Source organism: Streptomyces sp. NPDC002784, from assembly GCF_053592135.1.
Genome location: NZ_JBSFVD010000002.1, coordinates 209071 through 227360 on the forward strand (window position 1 = coordinate 209071; position 18290 = coordinate 227360).

The 18290-nt window shown below is 72.1% G+C and carries 12 protein-coding genes and 1 pseudogene; 11 read left to right on the top strand and 2 right to left on the bottom strand.

Translation table 11 applies throughout. The features are described 5' to 3' along the window. Positions 1 to 199 precede the first annotated feature (199 nt). The 3 genes from ACWD1Z_RS05615 (at position 200) to ACWD1Z_RS05625 (ending at position 5141) form a co-directional block, all read left to right on the top strand. Positions 200 to 2305 carry an MMPL family transporter gene (locus ACWD1Z_RS05615; RefSeq protein WP_451115802.1) on the top strand — a complete coding sequence of 702 codons (2106 nt, stop codon included), beginning with the start codon at positions 200 to 202 and terminating at the stop codon, positions 2303 to 2305. A gap of 102 nt (positions 2306 to 2407) precedes the next feature. Further along, entirely contained in the window at positions 2408 to 3613 is a 1206-nt protein-coding gene (locus ACWD1Z_RS05620; RefSeq protein ID WP_451115804.1) for an Ig-like domain-containing protein, read from the top strand. Positions 3614 to 3755: 142 nt separating this feature from the next. Further along, entirely contained in the window at positions 3756 to 5141 is a 1386-nt protein-coding gene (locus tag ACWD1Z_RS05625; RefSeq protein ID WP_451115806.1) for a glycoside hydrolase family 16 protein, read from the top strand. Between the two features lie 112 nt (positions 5142 to 5253). Here ACWD1Z_RS05625 and ACWD1Z_RS05630 read toward each other — a convergent pair whose 3' ends face one another. Continuing rightward, the gene (locus tag ACWD1Z_RS05630; RefSeq protein ID WP_451115808.1) at positions 5254 to 6147 is read right to left on the bottom strand and encodes a helix-turn-helix domain-containing protein; all 894 of its coding nucleotides are present in this window, start codon (positions 6145 to 6147) and stop codon (positions 5254 to 5256) included. 146 nt (positions 6148 to 6293) lie between these two features. Between ACWD1Z_RS05630 and tkt the strand changes: the two genes are divergently transcribed. The 8 genes and pseudogenes from tkt to ACWD1Z_RS05670 all read left to right on the top strand — a co-directional run bounded on the left by tkt (position 6294) and on the right by ACWD1Z_RS05670 (position 16470). Then, the gene (tkt, locus tag ACWD1Z_RS05635; protein ID WP_451115810.1) at positions 6294 to 8369 is read left to right on the top strand and encodes a transketolase; all 2076 of its coding nucleotides are present in this window, start codon (positions 6294 to 6296) and stop codon (positions 8367 to 8369) included. A 19-nt stretch (positions 8370 to 8388) separates the two neighbouring features. Next, on the top strand, positions 8389 to 9516 hold the full coding sequence (gene tal, locus ACWD1Z_RS05640) for a transaldolase (RefSeq protein ID WP_451115812.1): 1128 nt from the start codon (positions 8389 to 8391) through the stop codon (positions 9514 to 9516). Beyond that, on the top strand, positions 9513 to 11042 hold the full coding sequence (gene zwf, locus ACWD1Z_RS05645) for a glucose-6-phosphate dehydrogenase (RefSeq protein ID WP_451115814.1): 1530 nt from the start codon (positions 9513 to 9515) through the stop codon (positions 11040 to 11042). The genes tal and zwf overlap by 4 nt, the downstream gene beginning before the upstream one ends. After that, complete coding sequence (opcA, locus tag ACWD1Z_RS05650) at positions 11039 to 11974, top strand: glucose-6-phosphate dehydrogenase assembly protein OpcA (RefSeq protein WP_451115816.1); 936 nt, start codon at positions 11039 to 11041, stop codon at positions 11972 to 11974. Before zwf ends, opcA begins: the two co-directional genes overlap by 4 nt. Beyond that, a complete protein-coding gene (gene pgi, locus ACWD1Z_RS05655; RefSeq protein WP_451115818.1) occupies positions 11967 to 13613 on the top strand; it encodes a glucose-6-phosphate isomerase in 1647 nt (548 codons plus the stop codon). Before opcA ends, pgi begins: the two co-directional genes overlap by 8 nt. Before the next feature lie 10 nt (positions 13614 to 13623). Then, a complete protein-coding gene (gnd, locus tag ACWD1Z_RS05660; RefSeq protein WP_451116328.1) occupies positions 13624 to 14502 on the top strand; it encodes a phosphogluconate dehydrogenase (NAD(+)-dependent, decarboxylating) in 879 nt (292 codons plus the stop codon). A 57-nt stretch (positions 14503 to 14559) separates the two neighbouring features. Beyond that, positions 14560 to 14986 (top strand): annotated as a pseudogene (locus ACWD1Z_RS05665) (histidine phosphatase family protein); the annotation flags it as partial. 41 nt (positions 14987 to 15027) lie between these two features. Next, positions 15028 to 16470 carry a membrane-associated oxidoreductase gene (locus ACWD1Z_RS05670; protein ID WP_451115819.1) on the top strand — a complete coding sequence of 481 codons (1443 nt, stop codon included), beginning with the start codon at positions 15028 to 15030 and terminating at the stop codon, positions 16468 to 16470. Here ACWD1Z_RS05670 and ACWD1Z_RS05675 read toward each other — a convergent pair. Then, positions 16457 to 18241: a bifunctional sugar phosphate isomerase/epimerase/4-hydroxyphenylpyruvate dioxygenase family protein gene (locus tag ACWD1Z_RS05675; protein ID WP_451115820.1), complete on the bottom strand. Its 1785-nt coding sequence runs from the start codon at positions 18239 to 18241 to the stop codon at positions 16457 to 16459. The two genes, ACWD1Z_RS05670 and ACWD1Z_RS05675, sit on opposite strands and share 14 nt — an antisense overlap. Between the last annotated feature and the right edge of the window lie 49 nt (positions 18242 to 18290).

Consider the following 18290-nt stretch of genomic DNA (forward strand, 5'->3'; position numbering starts at 1 on the left):
GATCAGCGGCTCCTGACCGGACAACTCCCGGGCCGGGCCGGATGATTCCCGGCGCCCCCTCCCTCGTACGAGTGAGTCCGGCCCGCTTCTCCCCCGTGCGACGGAGCCCGGCAAACCGCTCCCTCCGGCGATCCGGTGACGCCGGGCCCGGGACCAACCTGAGAGCACATGCCCACCGTCCAACGGCCCGGAGGCCCCCGTGCTCTCCACGCTCACCCGGGCGGCCACCCGCCGCCCGCTCACCGTCATCCTGCTCTGGCTGCTCTTCCTGCTGCTCGGCTTCGGCCTCGGCACGGGCGTCTTCGGGCGGCTCTCCGACGATGTGCCGGACGTGCCCGGCACCGAGTCGGAGCTGGCCGAGCAGTACCTGTCCCGCCTGGACCCGACCGGGGAGACCGTCACCGCCGTCGTCGCGGGCGAGCCGGTCGCGGACGCCGCCCTGCGCGCCCAGGTCGAACGGGCCGTCGCCGAGGTCCGGGAGATCGCCGGGGTGGCCGCCGTACCCGATCCGTACGCCACGCCGGGACTCACCGCCCGGGACGGCCGGGCCCTGATCATCCCGGTCACCTTCGAGGGCGGCCTCGACGACGACGCCGAGGCGGACGCGACGGACGCCGCCGCCGAGCGCATCCGGCAGATCGAGGCGCCCGACGTCCATGTCAGCGGCGGCGAACTGCTCGGCAGGCAGCTGGGCGAGCGGGCCCAGGAGGACGTCAAGAACGCCGAGTTGATCTCCCTGCCCGTCGTGCTCGCCCTGCTGCTCGTCGTGTTCGGCGGGCTGCGGGCCGCCGCCCTGCCGCTGGTGATCGCGGTCAGCGGGATCGCGGGCGCGTTCCTCGCGCTGTTCGCGTTCAGCGAGGTCACCGACATCTCGGTCTACGCCATCCAGGTCACCACCATGCTCGGCCTCGGACTGGCCGTGGACTACGCGCTGTTGATGCTGGTGCGGTTCCGGGAGGAGCGCCGGCACACCGAGGACGTCGTGGCAGCCGTGCACCGCACGGTCGCCGCGGCCGGGCGGACCGTGCTGTTCTCCGGGCTCACGGTCGCCGTCAGCCTGACCGGGCTGCTGGTCTTCCCGAGCGTGTTCCTGCGCAGCATGGGTCTGGCGGTGGCCGCCGTGGTGGTCGTCGACATGCTCGCCGCGGTCACCCTGCTGCCCGCGCTGCTGACGAAGTTCGGCGGGAAGATCCCGCCCGCGCGGGTCCGGCCGGATGCCGAGGAGGGGCGGCTCTTCGCCCGCCTGGCCCGGTTCGCCGCGCGCCGCCGGATCGCCGTGGTGGCCACCGTCGTACCGGCCCTGCTGGTCCTGGCGCTGCCGGTCGCCGGGCTGACGATCAACCTCGGCGACGCCCGGCAGCTGCCCGCGAGCACCGAGGCACGGCAGCTGTACGACACCGTCGAGGCCCACTTCCCGCCCGGTACCGGCGTCTCCCCGGTCACCGTCGTCGTCCGGCCCGGCACCGATCCGGCGACCGCCGAGCGGATCGGCGCGCTGTCCGGCGCCGAGTCCCGTCAGCTGCCGGACGGCACCACGGTCGTGGAGGTCCGGCCGCCGGGCAGCGTCGACGGCGAGGCGGCGACCGGTCTCGTGGAGCGGATCCGGGAGCTGCGCGGCGACGAGCCGGTGGAGGTGACCGGGTCCGCGGCCCGGCTGGTGGACTTCCGGGAGATGCTCGCCGAGCGGGCCCCCTGGGCCGCCGTGACCGTCCTCGCGGGCATCTTCGTACTGCTGTTCGCCTTCACCGGGTCGGTGCTGATCCCGCTGCGCACCGTCGCCACCACCCTGCTCAGTCTCGGCGCCGCGCTCGGTGCGGTGGTGTGGGTGTTCCAGGACGGGCATCTGGCCGGGCTGCTGGGCGCCGAGGGCCTGGGCGCGCTGAGCCTCACCGCGCCGCCGCTGATCATCGCCATCGCCTTCGGGCTCGCCATGGACTACGAGCTGTTCATCCTCGCCCGGATGCGCGAGGCCAGGGAGCGGGGCGAGGACGAACGGGAGGCCGTGGTGACCGGGCTGCGCCGGTCCGGGCGCGTGGTGACCTGCGCCGCGCTGCTGCTGGCGATCGTCTTCGGTGCCTTCATGACGGGCGGCTTCTCGCCCATCCTCCAGATCGGCCTCGGGCTCACCCTGGCGGTGCTGATCGACGCCACCGTCGTACGGATGCTGCTGGTCCCGGCGACGATGGCGCTGCTCGGCCGCCGTGCCTGGTGGGCGCCCGGTCCGCTGCGGCGGCTCCATGACCGGTTCGGGCTGCGGGAGGCGGCGGCACCGGCCGCCGAGCCGCCCGTACCGACGAAGGTCTGAGCCGCACGGAATCTCATCCGGCGCACCGCCGGTCCACAGGTTCGCCCCAGGTCCGCGCGGCACGATGCAGGCGCAAACATGGATGTACCAGGAAGGCCTGCCGTGGGCGTCTCGCACATGTCGAACCGGTTCGAGCAGCAGCCGCGGGGGTGGTCGCGGCGCGGGGTCCTCACCGCCCTCGGCGCGGTCCCCGCCGCCGCGCTCACGACGGGCGCCGGCCCGGCGGAGGCCGCCCCGGCCCCCTCGTCCCGGCCGGCGATCACGGTGGCCCCCGCCGACGGCACGAAGAAGGCCGCCTTCACCCGTCCCGTCGAGGTCACCGTGACCGGCGGCACGCTCGCCTCGGTGCGGGTCACCGGCAACGACGGCGCCACCCTCGCCGGGACCTACGACGAGGCCCGGACGACGTGGACCTCGACCCGGAACCCGTACTCGGGCACGAAGTACACGGTCACCGCCGAGGCGGCGGGCGGCGCCGCGGCGACCGCGACCTTCACCACCAAGTCGCCCGGCGAGACCTTCGTCGCGTACGTCACTCCCGGGGCCGGTTCCACCTGCGGCGTCGGCATGCCCGTGTCGGTCACCTTCTCGCACGCCGTGACCGACCGGGCCGCCGTCGAGCGCGCGATCACGGTGACCGCGGACCCGGCCGTCGAGGTGGTCGGCCACTGGTTCAGCGACACCCGGCTCGACTTCCGGCCCGAGTCGTACTGGGCGGCCGGCACCACGGTCACGCTCGCCCTGCGGCTGAAGGACGTGGAGGGCGCGGACGGTGTCCACGGCGTCCAGTCCAAGGACGTCACCTTCCGCATCGGCCGCGCGCAGATCAGCACGGTCGACCTCGCCGGCAAGCGGATGACGGTCGTACGCGATGGGCGGACCGTCGCCACGTACCCGGTCACCGGCGGCGACGCCGAGCACCCCACCTGGTCCGGGATCATGGTGATCAGCGAGCGGTTCGAGGAGACCCGGATGGCGTCCGCCACGGTCGGCCTCGGCGACGCGTACGACATCTCCGACGTCCCGCACGCCCAGCGGCTGACCAGCTCCGGCACCTTCCTGCACGGCAACTACTGGGCGGCCGCGTCGGTGTTCGGCGGCGAGAACACCAGCCACGGCTGCATCGGGCTGCGGGACGTGCGGGGGGCGGACGACACGTCCGCGGACGGCTACCGGTTCTACGACAGTTCGATGCCCGGCGATGTCGTGGTGGTGACCGGCTCCGGTGCGCGGACGGTCGATCCGGCCAACGGGCTCAACGGCTGGAACCTGTCGTGGCGGCAATGGCGGGCGGGCAGCGCGCTGTAACGCCTTCACGGGGTGAACTTCCTTGGCGGGCAAGGGATTTATCTGCTTCACCTCTTGACGACCGGAGTGCCGGGGAGCACATTGGCGGCACTTTGAGAGCGCTCTCACGCATGCTCGAGGACTCCCCGAGAGGCAGCACCCCATGAGTGAAACCTCCGGCACACCCCGCAGACGAGTGCGCCCCCTGCGGCGCGCGCTCGTCGCCCTCTGCAGCGCCATGGGCCTGGCGGCGGGCGCCGTCGCGTCCGCGGACGCCGCCGCTCCCCCACCCCCGTCGGGCTGGACCCAGGTCTTCGTGGACGACTTCAACGGCGCCGCGGGCACCGGCGTCAACACCGCCGACTGGCAGTACGCGACCGGCCACGGCTACCCCGGCGGTCCCGCCAACTGGGGCACCGGCGAGATCGAGAACATGACGTCCAGCACCAACAACGTGGCCCTGGACGGCAACGGCAACCTCCGCATCACCCCGCGCCGCGACGCCGCCGGCAACTGGACGTCCGGCCGGATCGAGACCAACCGCGGGGACTTCCAGCCCCCGGCGGGCGGCAAGCTGCGGGTGCAGTCGCGGATCCAGATGCCGAACGTCACCGGCGCGGCAGCGCGCGGCTACTGGCCGGCCTTCTGGATGCTCGGCACGCCCTACCGCGGCAACTACTGGAACTGGCCGAGCGTCGGCGAGCTGGACATCATGGAGAACGTCCAGGGCCTCAACACCGTCTGGTCGACGATCCACTGCGGTACGAGCCCCGGCGGGCCGTGCAACGAGACGACCGGCATCGGTGGTTCCCGCGCCTGCCCCGGCGCCACCTGCCAGGCGGGCTTCCACACCTACGCGCTGGAATGGGACCGCTCGTCCAGTCCGGAGCAGATCCGGTTCTACGTCGACGACATCAACTACCACACGGTACGGGCCGATCAGGTCGACGCGACGACCTGGAAGAACGCCACCGACCACGGCTTCTTCATCATCCTGAACGTGGCGATGGGCGGCGGTTTCGTCGACGCGTTCGGCGGCGGCCCCGACGCGGCGACCGTGCCCGGCCACTCGATGGTCGTCGACTACGTCCAGGTGCTCTCCAGCGGGGGTGGGACCACACCTCCGCCGACCGGCAACCGGGACGCCTACAGCGCCATCCAGGCCGAGTCCCGCGACAGCCAGTCCGGCACGATCACCGAGGCGACCTCGGACACCGGCGGCGGCCAGAACATCGGCGCGATCGGCAACGGTGACTGGGCGCTGTTCCGGGGCGTCGACTTCGGTTCCACGGCGGCCACTCAGTTCGCCGCCCGGGTCGCGAGCGGGGCCGGGTCCGGGGTGAGCGGACTGGTCGAGGTGCGCCTGGACAGCCGTAGCAACGCGCCCGTCGGCAGCTTCGCGCTGGCCAACACCGGCGGCTGGCAGAGCTGGCGCACGGTCCCGGCCAACATCAGCGCGGTGACGGGCACGCACGATGTGTACCTGACCTTCACCAGCGGACAGCCCGCCGACTTCGTGAACGTCAACTGGTTCACCTTCCGCCGCTGAGAGCAGCGGTGACGCGCCGGCGGTCCGGATTCCGAGCGAGGGAGTCCGGACCGCCGGCGTGCGTCGGCGCGAGGGTCCCGGCCATGGCCGCACGCCCCTGGCGCCTCGTCCGCTAGCGCAGCTCCGCCCGGAAGCCCGCCGGGGTCAGGTCCGTGTGCTGGTGGAAGAACTTGGAGAAGTTCGCCGCGTCGGGGAAGCCCACCGCCACCCCGACCCGCCCGATCGGCAGGTCCGTGTGGGCCAGCAGCCGTTTGGCCTCCAGGACGACCCGCTTGTCGATGAAGCCCTTCGGGGTCTCCCCCGTCGCGGCCCGTACCGCGCGCACCAGGGTGCGCCGTGAGTAGCCGAGCTGATCGGCGTACGCGCTCACGCTGTGGTTCGTGGCGAAGCCGCGTTCCACCGCGTCCCGGAAGAGGGTGAAGGCCGAGCCGGCGTCGCGGCGGGCCGCTTCCTCGGAGCTGGCCGCCAGGTGCGCCAGGCGCAGCAGGAACGCCGACAGGGAGTGGCGCAGGACCGCGGTGTGCAGGCTGAGGGGAAGGGTCGCCGTGTCCTTGTACTCGCGGCGCAGCTGGTCGAGCGCCGCCTGCAGGGCGCTGCGCTGCGGCTCGTCGGGGTGGAGCAGGGGCGGCAGGTCGTAGCGGTAGAGGCCGGTCGCCTCCACCGTCGCCCGGGGCAGGAAGCCGGGTTGCATGGTGAGGACGGTTCCCCGGTACTCGCTCGTCGGCGAGAAGCGGTGGATCTGCCCCGGGCGGATCCAGAGCAGATCGCCGGGGCCCGCCTCGTACTCGGTGAAGTCGACCATGTGCCGGACGGGTCCCGCACCGAACAGCATCACGACATGGAAGTCGATGCGGTGCACCCGCTCCAGCGGCACATCGGCGTGCCAGCTGCGGCCGGGGCGCATCGGGCCGACCTGCATGCCGACGCCGAGCACACTCCGGTCGACCGGGAAGGGGAAGGTTCTGATCCCGTCCTCGACGCCGTCTTGCACCGTTCTGTCTCCCATGTCCCGCTCGTTCCGCCTCGATCACGCGCCCGGTGTCCCACTTTCACCACAGGCTGACACACGGCGACCTTTCCTTGAAAAAGTCAGACTTTTACTTTTGAACGCGTCAGAGCAGCAAACCCACTCCTATCGAGGAGTTCTTGAAGATGAGCACGCAGACACCGGACCGCTTCGAATGGACCGAACTCGACCGGCGTGCCGTCGACACCGCACGCCTGCTGGCGGCGGATGCCGTGCAGAAGGTCGGCAACGGCCACCCGGGCACCGCGATGAGTCTCGCGCCCGCCGCGTACACGATCTTTCAGAAGGTGATGCGCCACGACCCCGCCGATCCTGAGTGGACCGGCCGGGACCGCTTCGTCCTCTCCCCCGGCCACACCTCGCTGACCCTCTACACCCAGCTCTTCCTCGCCGGGTACGAGCTGGAGCTGGACGACCTCAAGGCCTTCCGGACCCAGGGTTCGAAGACCCCCGGTCACCCGGAGTACGGCCACACCGCGGGCGTGGAGACCACCACGGGACCGCTCGGCCAGGGCGTCGCGAACGCCGTGGGCATGGCGATGGCCGCCCGCTACGAGCGCGGCCTGTTCGACCCCGAGGCCCCCGAGGGCGAGTCCCCGTTCGACCACACCGTCTGGGCGATCGTCTCCGACGGCGACCTCCAGGAGGGCGTCTCCGCCGAGGCCTCCTCGCTGGCCGGCCACCAGAAGCTGGGCAACCTGGTCCTCGTCTACGACGACAACCACATCTCCATCGAGGGCGACACCGCCACCGCGTTCTCCGAGGACGTGCTCAAGCGGTACGAGGCCTACGGCTGGCACACCCAGCGCATCGCGCCCACCGAGGACGGCGACGTCGACGTGCACGCCCTGCACGCGGCGCTGGAGGCCGCCCGGGCGGAGACCGGGCGCCCCTCGATCATCGCCATGCGCACGATCATCGCCTGGCCCGCCCCGAACGCCCGGAACACCGAGGCCTCCCACGGCTCCGCGCTCGGCGAGGACGAGATCGCCGCCACCAAGCGGCTGCTCGGTTTCGACCCCGCGCGCACCTTCGAGGTCGCCGACGAGGTGCTGGCGCACAGCCGCCGCGCCCTCGACCGGGGCGCCGAGGCGCACGCCGCCTGGGACAAGCGGATCGACAAGTGGCGCGGCGCCCACCCCGAGCGCGCCCGGCTCTTCGACCGCGTCGTCGCCGGTCAGCTCCCCGACGGCTGGGAGGACGCCGTCCCGGTGTTCGAACCCGGCGCGCCCCTCGCCACCCGTGCCGCCTCCGGCAAGGTGCTCCAGGCGCTCGGCGCGGTGCTCCCCGAGCTGTGGGGCGGCTCCGCCGACCTGGCCGGCTCCAACAACACCACCATCGACAAGGCCGGCTCCTTCCTGCCGCGGGGCAACCCGCTGCCGGAGGCCGACCCCTACGGCCGTACCGTCCACTTCGGGATCCGCGAGTTCTCCATGGCCGCGGTGATGAACGGCATCGCCCTGCACGGCAACACCCGTATCTACGGCGGCACCTTCCTGGTGTTCTCCGACTACATGCGCAACGCCGTCCGGATGTCCGCGCTGATGCAGCTGCCGGTCACCTATGTGTGGACGCACGACTCCATCGGCCTCGGCGAGGACGGCCCCACCCACCAGCCGGTCGAGCACCTGGCCTCGCTGCGCGCCGTCCCGGGCCTGAACATCGTGCGGCCCGCCGACGCCAACGAGACCGCCGTCGCCTGGGCCGAGATCCTGCGCCGGCACGCCACCGACCCGGCCCCGCACGGTCTCGCGCTGACCCGCCAGGGCGTGCCGACGTACGAGCGCAACGAGGACGCGGCCAAGGGCGGTTACGTCCTGCGCGAGTCCTCGACCGGCACGCCGGACGTCGTCATCGTCGCCACCGGCTCCGAGGTGCAGCTCGCCGTCGCCGCGCGCGAGCGGCTGGAAGCCGAGGGGATCGGTACCCGGGTGGTGTCGATGCCGTCCGTGGAGTGGTTCGAGCAGCAGCCGCGCGCCTACCGCGAGGCCGTCCTTCCGCCGTCCGTGCGAGCGCGTGTCGCCGTGGAAGCGGGGATCGGTCTGACGTGGTACCGGTTCGTGGGTGACGCAGGACGCATCGTCTCCCTCGAACACTTCGGCGCCTCCGCCGATGCCCAGGCCCTGTTCGCCGAGTACGGCTTCACCGCCGAGAACGTCGCCGCCGCGGCCCGGGAATCCCTGGCCGCCGCGCGTGGTTGATCCGACCGCCAGAAAGAAGATGATCACAGTGACCGCAGCACTCAAGCGCCTCTCCGACGAGGGCGTCTCCATCTGGCTGGACGACCTGTCCCGCAAGCGGATCGCCTCCGGCAACCTCGCCGAACTCGTCGCCACCAAGCACGTGGTGGGCGTCACCACCAACCCGTCCATCTTCCAGGCGGCGATCGGCAGCGGCGACGGTTATGAGGAGCAACTCGCCGACCTCGCCGTCCGCGGGGTCACGGTCGACGAGGCCGTACGGATGATGACGACCGCCGATGTGCGCGCCGCCGCCGACGTCCTGCGCCCGGTGTACGACCGGACCGGCGGCCGGGACGGCTGGGTCTCCATCGAGGTCGACCCGCGGTTCGCCCACGACACGGCGGCCACCGTCGCCGAGGCCAGACAGCTCGCCTGGCTGGTCGACCGCCCCAACGTCATGATCAAGATCCCGGCGACCCGGGCGGGCCTGCCGGCCATCACCGCGGCCCTCGCCCAGGGCATCAGCGTCAACGTCACGCTGATCTTCTCGCTGGAGCGCTACCGCGAGGTCATGGACGCCTATCTGCTGGGCCTGGAGAAGGCCGCCGAGCGGGGCCTGGACCTGTCGGCCATCCACTCCGTCGCCTCGTTCTTCGTCTCCCGGGTCGACAGCGAGATCGACAAGCGCCTGACCGTGCTCGGCACCGACGAGGCACTCGCCCTGAAGGGCCGGGCCGCCCTCGCCAACGCCCGCCTCGCCTACCAGGCGTACGAGGAGGTCTTCTCCTCCGACCGCTGGGTGAAGTCGGCGACCGCGCACGCCAACCGGCAGCGCCCGCTGTGGGCGTCGACCGGCGTGAAGGACCCGGCGTACAAGGACACCCTCTACGTCGACGACCTGGTCGCGCCCGGCACGGTCAACACCATGCCGGAGGGCACCCTGAACGCCACCGCCGACCACGGCGACATCACCGGCGACACCGTCACCGGCGGCTACGCCCAGGCCGGTGCCGACCTGGAGGCCGTGGAACGCCTCGGCATCTCCTACGACGAGGTCGTCACCAAGCTGGAGGACGAGGGCGTCGCCAAGTTCGAGGCCGCCTGGCAGGAACTGCTGGACGCGGTCGCCAAGTCCCTGGACAGCAAGGGAGTGGACGCGGAATGACCACCGACTGGACCAACCCGCTGCGCGACGCCGGCGACCGGCGCCTCCCGCGGATCGCCGGCCCCTCCGGCCTCGTCATCTTCGGCGTGACCGGCGACCTGTCCCGCAAGAAGCTGATGCCGGCCGTCTATGACCTCGCCAACCGCGGTCTGCTGCCGCCGGGCTTCTCCCTCGTCGGGTTCGCCCGCCGGGACTGGGATGACCAGGACTTCGCGCAGGTCGTGCACGACGCCGTCCGCGAGCACTCCCGCACGCCGTTCCGCGAGGAGGTGTGGCAGCAGCTCGCCGAGGGCATGCGGTTCATCCCGGGCGACTTCGACGACGACCAGGCGTTCAAGCAACTGCGCTCCGCCGTCGACGAGTTGGACGCCTCCCGGGGCACCAGCGGCAACTACGCCTTCTACCTGTCGGTGCCGCCGAAGTTCTTCCCGAAGGTCGTCCAGCAGCTGAAGAAGCACGGCCTCGCCGACGGGCCGGAGGGCTCCTGGCGCCGGGCGGTCATCGAGAAGCCGTTCGGCCACGACCTGGGCAGCGCCCGCGAGCTGAACGCGATCGTGCACGACGTGTTCGACCCGGAGCAGGTCTTCCGGATCGACCACTACCTGGGCAAGGAGACCGTCCAGAACATCCTGGCGCTGCGCTTCGCCAACACGATGTTCGAGCCGATCTGGAACCGGTCCTTCGTGGACCATGTGCAGATCACCATGGCCGAGGACATCGGCATCGGCGGCCGGGCCGGCTACTACGACGGCATCGGCGCCGCCCGTGACGTCATCCAGAACCACCTGCTCCAGCTGATGGCGCTCACCGCGATGGAGGAGCCCGCCTCCTTCGACGCCGGTTCGCTGCTGACGGAGAAGCTGAAGGTCCTCAAGGCCGTGAAGATCCCGGAGGACCTGGGCCGGCACACGGTGCGCGCCCAGTACGCGCCCGCCTGGCAGGGCGGCGAGAAGGTCCGCGGCTACCTCCAGGAGGACGGCATCGACCCGGCCTCCACCACCGACACGTACGCCGCGATCAAGCTGCAGGTCGACAACCGCCGCTGGGCGGGCGTCCCCTTCTACCTGCGCACCGGAAAGCGGCTCGGCCGTCGCGTCACCGAGATCGCGGTGGTCTTCCAGCAGGCGCCGCACTCCCCCTTCGACCGCACCGCCACGGAGGAGCTGGGCAAGAACGCGATCGTGATCCGCGTCCAGCCCGACGAGGGGATCACCGTCCGCTTCGGCTCCAAGGTGCCCGGCACCTCCATGGAGATCCGGGACGTGACGATGGACTTCGCCTACGGCGAGTCGTTCACCGAGTCCAGTCCGGAGGCGTACGAGCGCCTCATCCTGGACGTCCTGCTCGGCGACGCCAATTTGTTCCCCCGTCACCAGGAAGTGGAAGAGTCCTGGAAGATCCTCGACCCCATCGAGGAGTACTGGGCGCGGCACGGCAAGCCGGCGCAGTACGCCTCGGGCAGCTGGGGACCCGAGGAAGCCGACGAGATGCTCGCACGAGACGGACGGAGCTGGCGCAGGCCATGAAGATCGACCTGACCGACACCACGGCAAGCAAGATCAACAAGGCCCTTGTGCAGGGCCGCCGCGCCATCGGCACCCCCGCCGTGGGCATGGTCCTGACGATGGTGATCGTCACGGACGAGGAGAACGCCTACGACGCCATCAAGGCGGCCGAGGAGGCCTCGCACGAGCACCCCTCGCGCACCCTGGTCGTCATCAAGCGGCACGCCCGCACCCCCCGCGACCGCACCGCCTCCCGGCTCGACGCCGAGGTCCGGGTGGGCGCCGACGCGGGCACCGGCGAGACGGTGATCCTGCGCACCTACGGCGAGGTGTCCGAGCACGCCGACTCCGTCGTCCTGCCGCTGCTGCTGCCGGACGCCCCGGTGGTCGTGTGGTGGCCGGTGGAGGGGCCCGACAACCCCGCCAAGGACCCGCTGGGCGCGCTGGCCCAGCGCCGGATCACCGACCTGTACGCGGTGGAGAGCCCCTTCGCGGTCATGGAGGCCCGGGTCCGCTCCTACGCGCCCGGCGACACCGACCTGGCCTGGACCCGGCTCACCCCGTGGCGCTCGATGCTGGCCGCGGCCCTGGACCAGGCCCGGGTGCCGATCCTCTCGGGGGCCGTGGAGGCCGAGGCCGACAACCCGGCCGCGGAACTCCTCGCGCGCTGGCTGGAGGCGCGGCTGCGGGTGACGATCGACCGGGTCGTCACCGCCGGACCCGTGGTCACCGCCGTACGCCTCGGCACCGCGAACGGCGACATCGTCATCGACCGCCCCGAGGGCCCGCTGGCCACGCTCTCGCTGCCCGGCCAGCCCTCGCGCACCCTCGCACTGAAGGTCCGCACCACCTCCGAACTCATCGCCGAGGAGCTCCGGCGCCTCGACGCGGACGAGATGTACGCCGTCGCCCTGCGGGGCGAGGCGGGCAAGGAGACCCCTTCCCATGTCTGACTCCCCGAGGCTCACCCGGCGGCCCCAGTGGACCGCCCTGGAGGACCACCGCGCCGAGTGGCACGCCCATCTGCGGGACCTGTTCGCCGCGGACCCCGAGCGCGCGGACCGCTACGTGGTGCGCGTGGGCGATCTGCGCATCGACTACTCCAAGCACCTCGTCACCGACGAGACGCTCGCCCTGCTCCAGGAACTGGCCGCCGCCACCGATGTGTTCGGGCTGCGCGACGCGATGTTCCGCGGTGAGCGCATCAACCTCACCGAGGACCGGGCGGTGCTGCACACCGCGCTGCGCGCCCCGCGGGACGCGGTCATCGAGGTCGACGGCGAGAACGTGGTGCCGGGCGTGCACGCCGTCCTGGACCGGATGAGCGACTTCGCCGACCGGGTCCGCTCCGGCGCCTGGACCGGACACACCGGCAAGCGCATCAGGAACGTCGTCAACATCGGCATCGGCGGCTCCGACCTCGGCCCGGCGATGGCCTACGAGGTGCTGCGGCCGTACACGGAACGGGAGTTGACCTTCCGTTTCGTGTCCAACGTCGACGGCGCCGACCTGCACGAGGCCGTGCGCGACCTGGATCCGGCGGAGACGCTGTTCATCGTCGCCTCGAAGACCTTCACCACCATCGAGACGATCACCAACGCCACTTCGGCGCGCTCCTGGCTGCTGGCCGGGCTCGACGGCGAGGAGAAGGCGGTCGCCCGGCACTTCGTCGCCCTGTCGACGAACGCGGAGAAGGTCACCGGGTTCGGTATCGACCCGGACAACATGTTCGAGTTCTGGGACTGGGTCGGCGGACGCTACTCGTTCGACTCCGCGATCGGCCTGTCCCTGATGATCGCCATCGGCCCCGACCGCTTCCGGGAGCTGCTGGACGGTTTCCGCATCGTCGACGACCACTTCCGCACCGCCCCCGCCGAGGCCAACGCCCCGCTGCTCCTCGGCCTGCTGGGCATCTGGTACGGCAACTTCTTCGGCGCCCAGTCGCACGCGGTACTGCCCTACAGCCACTACCTGGCCAGGTTCACCGCCTACCTCCAGCAGCTCGACATGGAGTCCAACGGCAAGTCGGTGGACCGCGACGGGCACCCGGTGGACTGGCAGACCGGGCCGGTGGTGTGGGGCACGCCCGGCACCAACGGGCAGCACGCCTACTACCAGTTGATCCACCAGGGCACCAAGCTCATCCCGGCCGACTTCATCGGCTTCGCCCGTCCGGTCGGCGAGCTGAGCGACGAACTCAAGGCGCAGCACGACCTGTTGATGGCCAACCTGTTCGCGCAGGGGCAGGCGCTCGCCTTCGGCAAGACCGCCGAGGAGGTCCGCGCGGAGGGCGTGGCCGAGGAGCAGGTGCCGCACCGCACCTTCCGCGGCAACCACCCGACGACCACGATCCTCGCCCGGGACCTGACCCCGTCGGTGCTCGGCCAGCTGATCGCCCTCTACGAGCACAAGGTGTTCGTGCAGGGCGCGGTGTGGAACATCGACTCCTTCGACCAGTGGGGCGTCGAACTCGGCAAGGTCCTCGCCAAGCGCGTCGAGCCCGCCCTCACCGAGGGCGCCGACGTCCCCGGTCTCGACTCCTCCACCGCTGCCCTCGTGGCCGCCTACCGTGAACTGAAGGAAGTGCACTGACATGACATCGATGCAGCTCGGACTCATCGGCCTCGGCAAGATGGGCGGCAACATGCGCGAGCGGATCCGCCGCGCCGGCCACACCGTCATCGGCTACGACCGCAACCCCGACCTCGCCGACGTCGCCTCCCTCGCCGAACTGGTCGAACGGCTCGAAGGACCGCGCGTGGTCTGGGTGATGGTCCCGGCGGGGGCCGCCACCCAGGCCGTCGTGGACGAACTGGGCCAGCTCCTGTCCCCCGGCGACATCGTGGTGGACGGCGGCAACTCCCGCTGGTCGGACGACGAGAAGCACGCCCGCGAGCTCGGCGAGAAGGGCATCGGCTTCGTCGACGCCGGTGTCTCCGGCGGTGTCTGGGGCCTGGAGAACGGCTACGCCCTGATGGTCGGCGGCGACGCCGAGCACGTGGCGAAGGTCCAGCCGGTCTTCGACGCGCTCAAGCCGGACGGACCGTACGGCTATGTCCACGCGGGCAAGGTCGGCGCCGGGCACTTCGCGAAGATGGTCCACAACGGCATCGAGTACGCGATGATGCAGGCCTACGCCGAGGGCTGGGAGCTGCTGGAGAAGGTCGACTCCGTCACCGACGTGCGCGAGGTCTTCCGCTCCTGGCAGGAGGGCACGGTCATCCGCTCCTGGCTGCTGGACCTCGCGGTCAACGCCCTGGACGAGGACGAGCACCTGGACAAGCTGCGCGGCTACGCGGAGGACTCCGGCGAGGGCCGCTGGACCGTCGAGGCGGCCATCGACAACGCCGTCCCGCTGCCCGCGATCACCGCCTCCCTGTTCGCCCGGTTCGCCTCCCGCCAGGAGGACTCCCCGCAGATGAAGATGATCGCGGCGCTGCGCAACCAGTTCGGCGGCCACGCCGTCGAGTCCCCGAAGTAGGCACGGCGGTGGGGGATCTCCTCCTGGTCCTCCCCCGCTGAAGGGCGTGGGAGGTGCCCCCACAGCCGGGCCCGGCGCACCGCCGAACTCGCGGGCATCATGGGGGCGTTGCCCTGCGACGACCTGCGCGAGTGGGACTACGGCGGCTACGAGGGCGTGACGACGGTCGACATCCACCGCATACGGCCGGACTGGTACCTGTGGACGGACGGCGTCCCGCCCGGCCCTTGCCGGGCGTCCCGGCGAGTCTCCGGCCGAGGTGGGGCGGCGGGCCGACCGGGTGCTGGCCCGCGTGGACGAGGCGCTGGCGGACGGGGACGCGGTCCTCGTCGCCCACGCCCACTTCCTGCGCGTGCTGACGGCACGGCGGCCGGGTCTCCCGCCCGCCGAGGGGCGGCTGTTCCAGCTGGCCACCGGCACGGTGAGCCGGCTGTCCACGGAGCACGGGCGGCCGGTCATCGCGGAATGGAACGTACGGGCATAGGGGTTTGACACCGCCCAGGAGGCCCGCCAGAGTCGCGGCTGATGGAGATCAACGATCTGACACCGGCCGAACAGCGCGTCTGGCGGGCCTTCGCCACGGGCACGGAAGTGGACTTCCGGACCGATGGCGAGGACCGGGGCCCCGAACGCACGGTGCGGGCCCGGGTGTTGCGGGCCCTGCTGCTCAACGGCCCGCACGAGCCCGGCGAGATCGCCGCGGTCAAGGTCGCGGGCGCGTACGTCACGGGCGTACTGGACCTGCGGTACGCGACCGTCGACTGCGTCGTCCGGCTGAGCCACTGTCACTTCGACACCGCTCCCGATCTGTCCGGCGCCCGGCTGGGCTATCTCAACCTCAGCGACTCCGTGCTGCCGGGCCTGTCCGGGGCCCGCATCCGGGTGGACGGCAGCCTGCGGCTCACCGGCTGCCGGTTCAGCGGCCCGGTCCACCTCGGCGGCGCCCAGATCGCCGGAGCGCTGTTCCTGGAACGCGCGGAACTCACGGCCGCCGGCCATGAGCGGCCCGTCCTGCGGCTCAACCAGGTCACCGTCGAGGACGAGCTGTGCGCCCCGGGACTGCGCGCCGAGGGCGGGATCCGGCTCAGGGGGGCCCGGGTCGCCGGCTCGGTCAACCTGGAGGACGCCCGGCTGAGCCACCCCGGCGGCACCGCGCTCGACGCCGAGTCGCTGGACGTCGGCGCCCATGTGCTCGGGCGGCGGCTGCGCGCCGAGGGCCGGATCGACCTGCGCGGCGCCCGCATACCCGGGCGCCTCGATCTGCTGCGCTCGGCCCTGTCCCACCCCGGCGACACCGCGCTGCGCGCCAGCAGCGTCGTCATCGGCGAGTTCTGGCTGCGCGGCGGCCCGAGGATCGTGGGCCGGCTCAACCTGCGCCGCGCCCAGATCGAACAGCTCGACCTGGAGCCGGAGATGCTGCCCGACGAGGTACGGATCCTGGACCTCACCTACACCTTCCTCACCCCGCACGAGCCCGTGCGGCGGCGGCTGCCGATGCTGGCCCGCGACGGCCACACCTACGACCCGCACGGCTACGAGCAGTTGACCGCCGCCTACCGGCGCAGCGGCGACGACCACGCCGCCCGCCTGGTCCAGCTCGCCAAGCAGCGCCGCCATCGCACGACCCTGCCCTGGTACGGCCGGCTGTGGGGCCACGTGCAGGATCTGGCCGTCGGCTACGGCTTCCGGCCGCTGCGCGCCTTCGGCTGGCTGCTGTCCCTGCTCGCCGTCGGCTCGGTCGCCTTCGCGCTGGACCGGCCGCCCGCGCTCAAGCCGGCCGAGGCGCCGGACTTCAACCCGGTGTTCTTCGCCCTGGACCTGCTGGTGCCGGTCATCTCCTTCGGCCAGGAAGCGGCCTACGCGCCGCAGGGCTGGTCCCAGTGGCTGTCGTACGTCCTGGTCCTGGTGGGCTGGATCCTCGCCACGACGATCCTGGCCGGCGTCACCCGCACCGTCAGCCGCCAGTGACCGCCCGCGCGGCGTGCTGCGCGGCCAGCCGCACCGGCGCGTTCTGGGCGCCGTAGCCCCGGTAGCCGGGGTCGCGCTGGACGAGTTCGAAGAAGACGCGGCCCACGGTCTGCGTGTAGCAGTGCCGGAAGACGCCGCCGGGGTCGCGGTCGTAGAGGATGCCGAGGTCGCGGTAGGTCTCCAACTCGCCCTCGGTGAGGTCGAAGCGGGCCGCCAGGTCGTCGTAGTAGTTCGCGGGGACCGGCAGCGGCCGGCCGCCCGCCGCGCGGAAGCGGCGCGCCGCCGCGACCACGTCGTCCGTGGCCAGCGCGATGTGCTGGGCGTGCACCGTGTCGTCGCCCGGTGCCGCGCCCACGGTCAGCGCGATCCGCACGCTGCCGTCGGGGGTGGTGACGGCGCGGCTGCGCAGCAGTCCGTAGGGGTCGGCGACGTCCACGCTGGGCTGGGCGTGCAGGCCGAGGACGGCGCGGTGGAAGAGGGTCGCCTCGTCGAACTGGTGCCAGGGCTGGGTGAGCGCGAGGTGGTCGACGCCGGTCACGGCGGTGGCCGTGGGGGTGTGCGGCACGTCCTCGAAGTCGCCCCGCCAGCCGGAAGCCGGGCCGCAGAAGAACAGTTCGGTGCCGTCTGGGGCCGCCACCGCGTCCAGGGCCGCGTCCTCGGGGGCGCGGCGGCGCGGCAGGACCGGGGCGAGCAGGGCCTCGGCGCGGCGGGCGGCGCCCGCGGGATCGGGGGACCGCAGGCCGACGGCGGCGAGCTGGACGCTCTCCCGGCGGGCGGCGCCGCCGGTGTTGACCAGGATCCGCGCCTCGCCCTGCTGCCACAGGTCGACCGGCTTGCTGCGGTGACGCGCGGTGCGGGCGAAGCCCAGGGCGGAGAGGACCGCACAGACCGGTTCGGCGTCGGGGGTGAGGAGTTCGGCGAAGGCGATCCCGGTGGGGACGACGGGGGCGGGCGGGGCGGCCAGGCCCACCGACTCCTGGAGGAGGAGCAGGGAGCGCCGGCCGTCCACGGCGGTGGGGCCCGCCTCGGCCTGCCGGACGACGTCGTTGAAGACCTCCAGCGAGAGCGGTCCGTCGTATCCGGTGCGCAGCACGTGCCGGACGAGCCCGGTGACGTCGAAGCCGCCCTGGCCGGGGAAGCAGCGGTGGTGGCGGCTCCACTGCAGGACGTCCATGCCGAGCAGCGGGGCGTCGGCCAGTTGCAGGAAGAAGATCTTCTCGCCGGGGATGTCCTCGATGCCCTTCGGATCGGAGCCCCGGGACAGGATGTGGAAGCTGTCCAGGCAGGTCCCCAGCGCCGGGTGCCCGGCCTGCTCGACGATGCGCCAGGCGTGGTCGTACGTGCTGACGTGCCGCCCCCAGGCCAGCGCCTCGTAGGCGATCCGGAGGCCGGACTCCGCGGCCAGGCCGGCCAGCCGGCTCAGCTGCGCCGCGGCGAGCGCGTCGTCGTCCACCGCGTCCGGGGAGACGCTGGAGCAGACGAGCACGGTGTCGGCGCCGAGCCGGCGCATCAGCTCGAACTTGTGCCGGGCGCGGCGCAGATTGCGGGCGAAGACGTCCTCGGGCACGGCCTCGATGTCCCGCATCGGCTGGTACAGGTCGATGGTCAGACCCAGGTCGGCGCAGCGGGCGCGGATCTCCTCGGGGGTCAGCGGGCTGGCCAGCAGATCGTTCTCGAAGATCTCGACGCCGTCGAAGCCGGCCCGGGCCGCGGCGGTGAGCTTCTCGGTGAGGGATCCGCTCAGGGAGACGGTGGCGATGGACGTACGCACGTCGGTACCTCTCTTCAAGCGGGGCTTGCCGCGGGTTTCGGGGAACGGC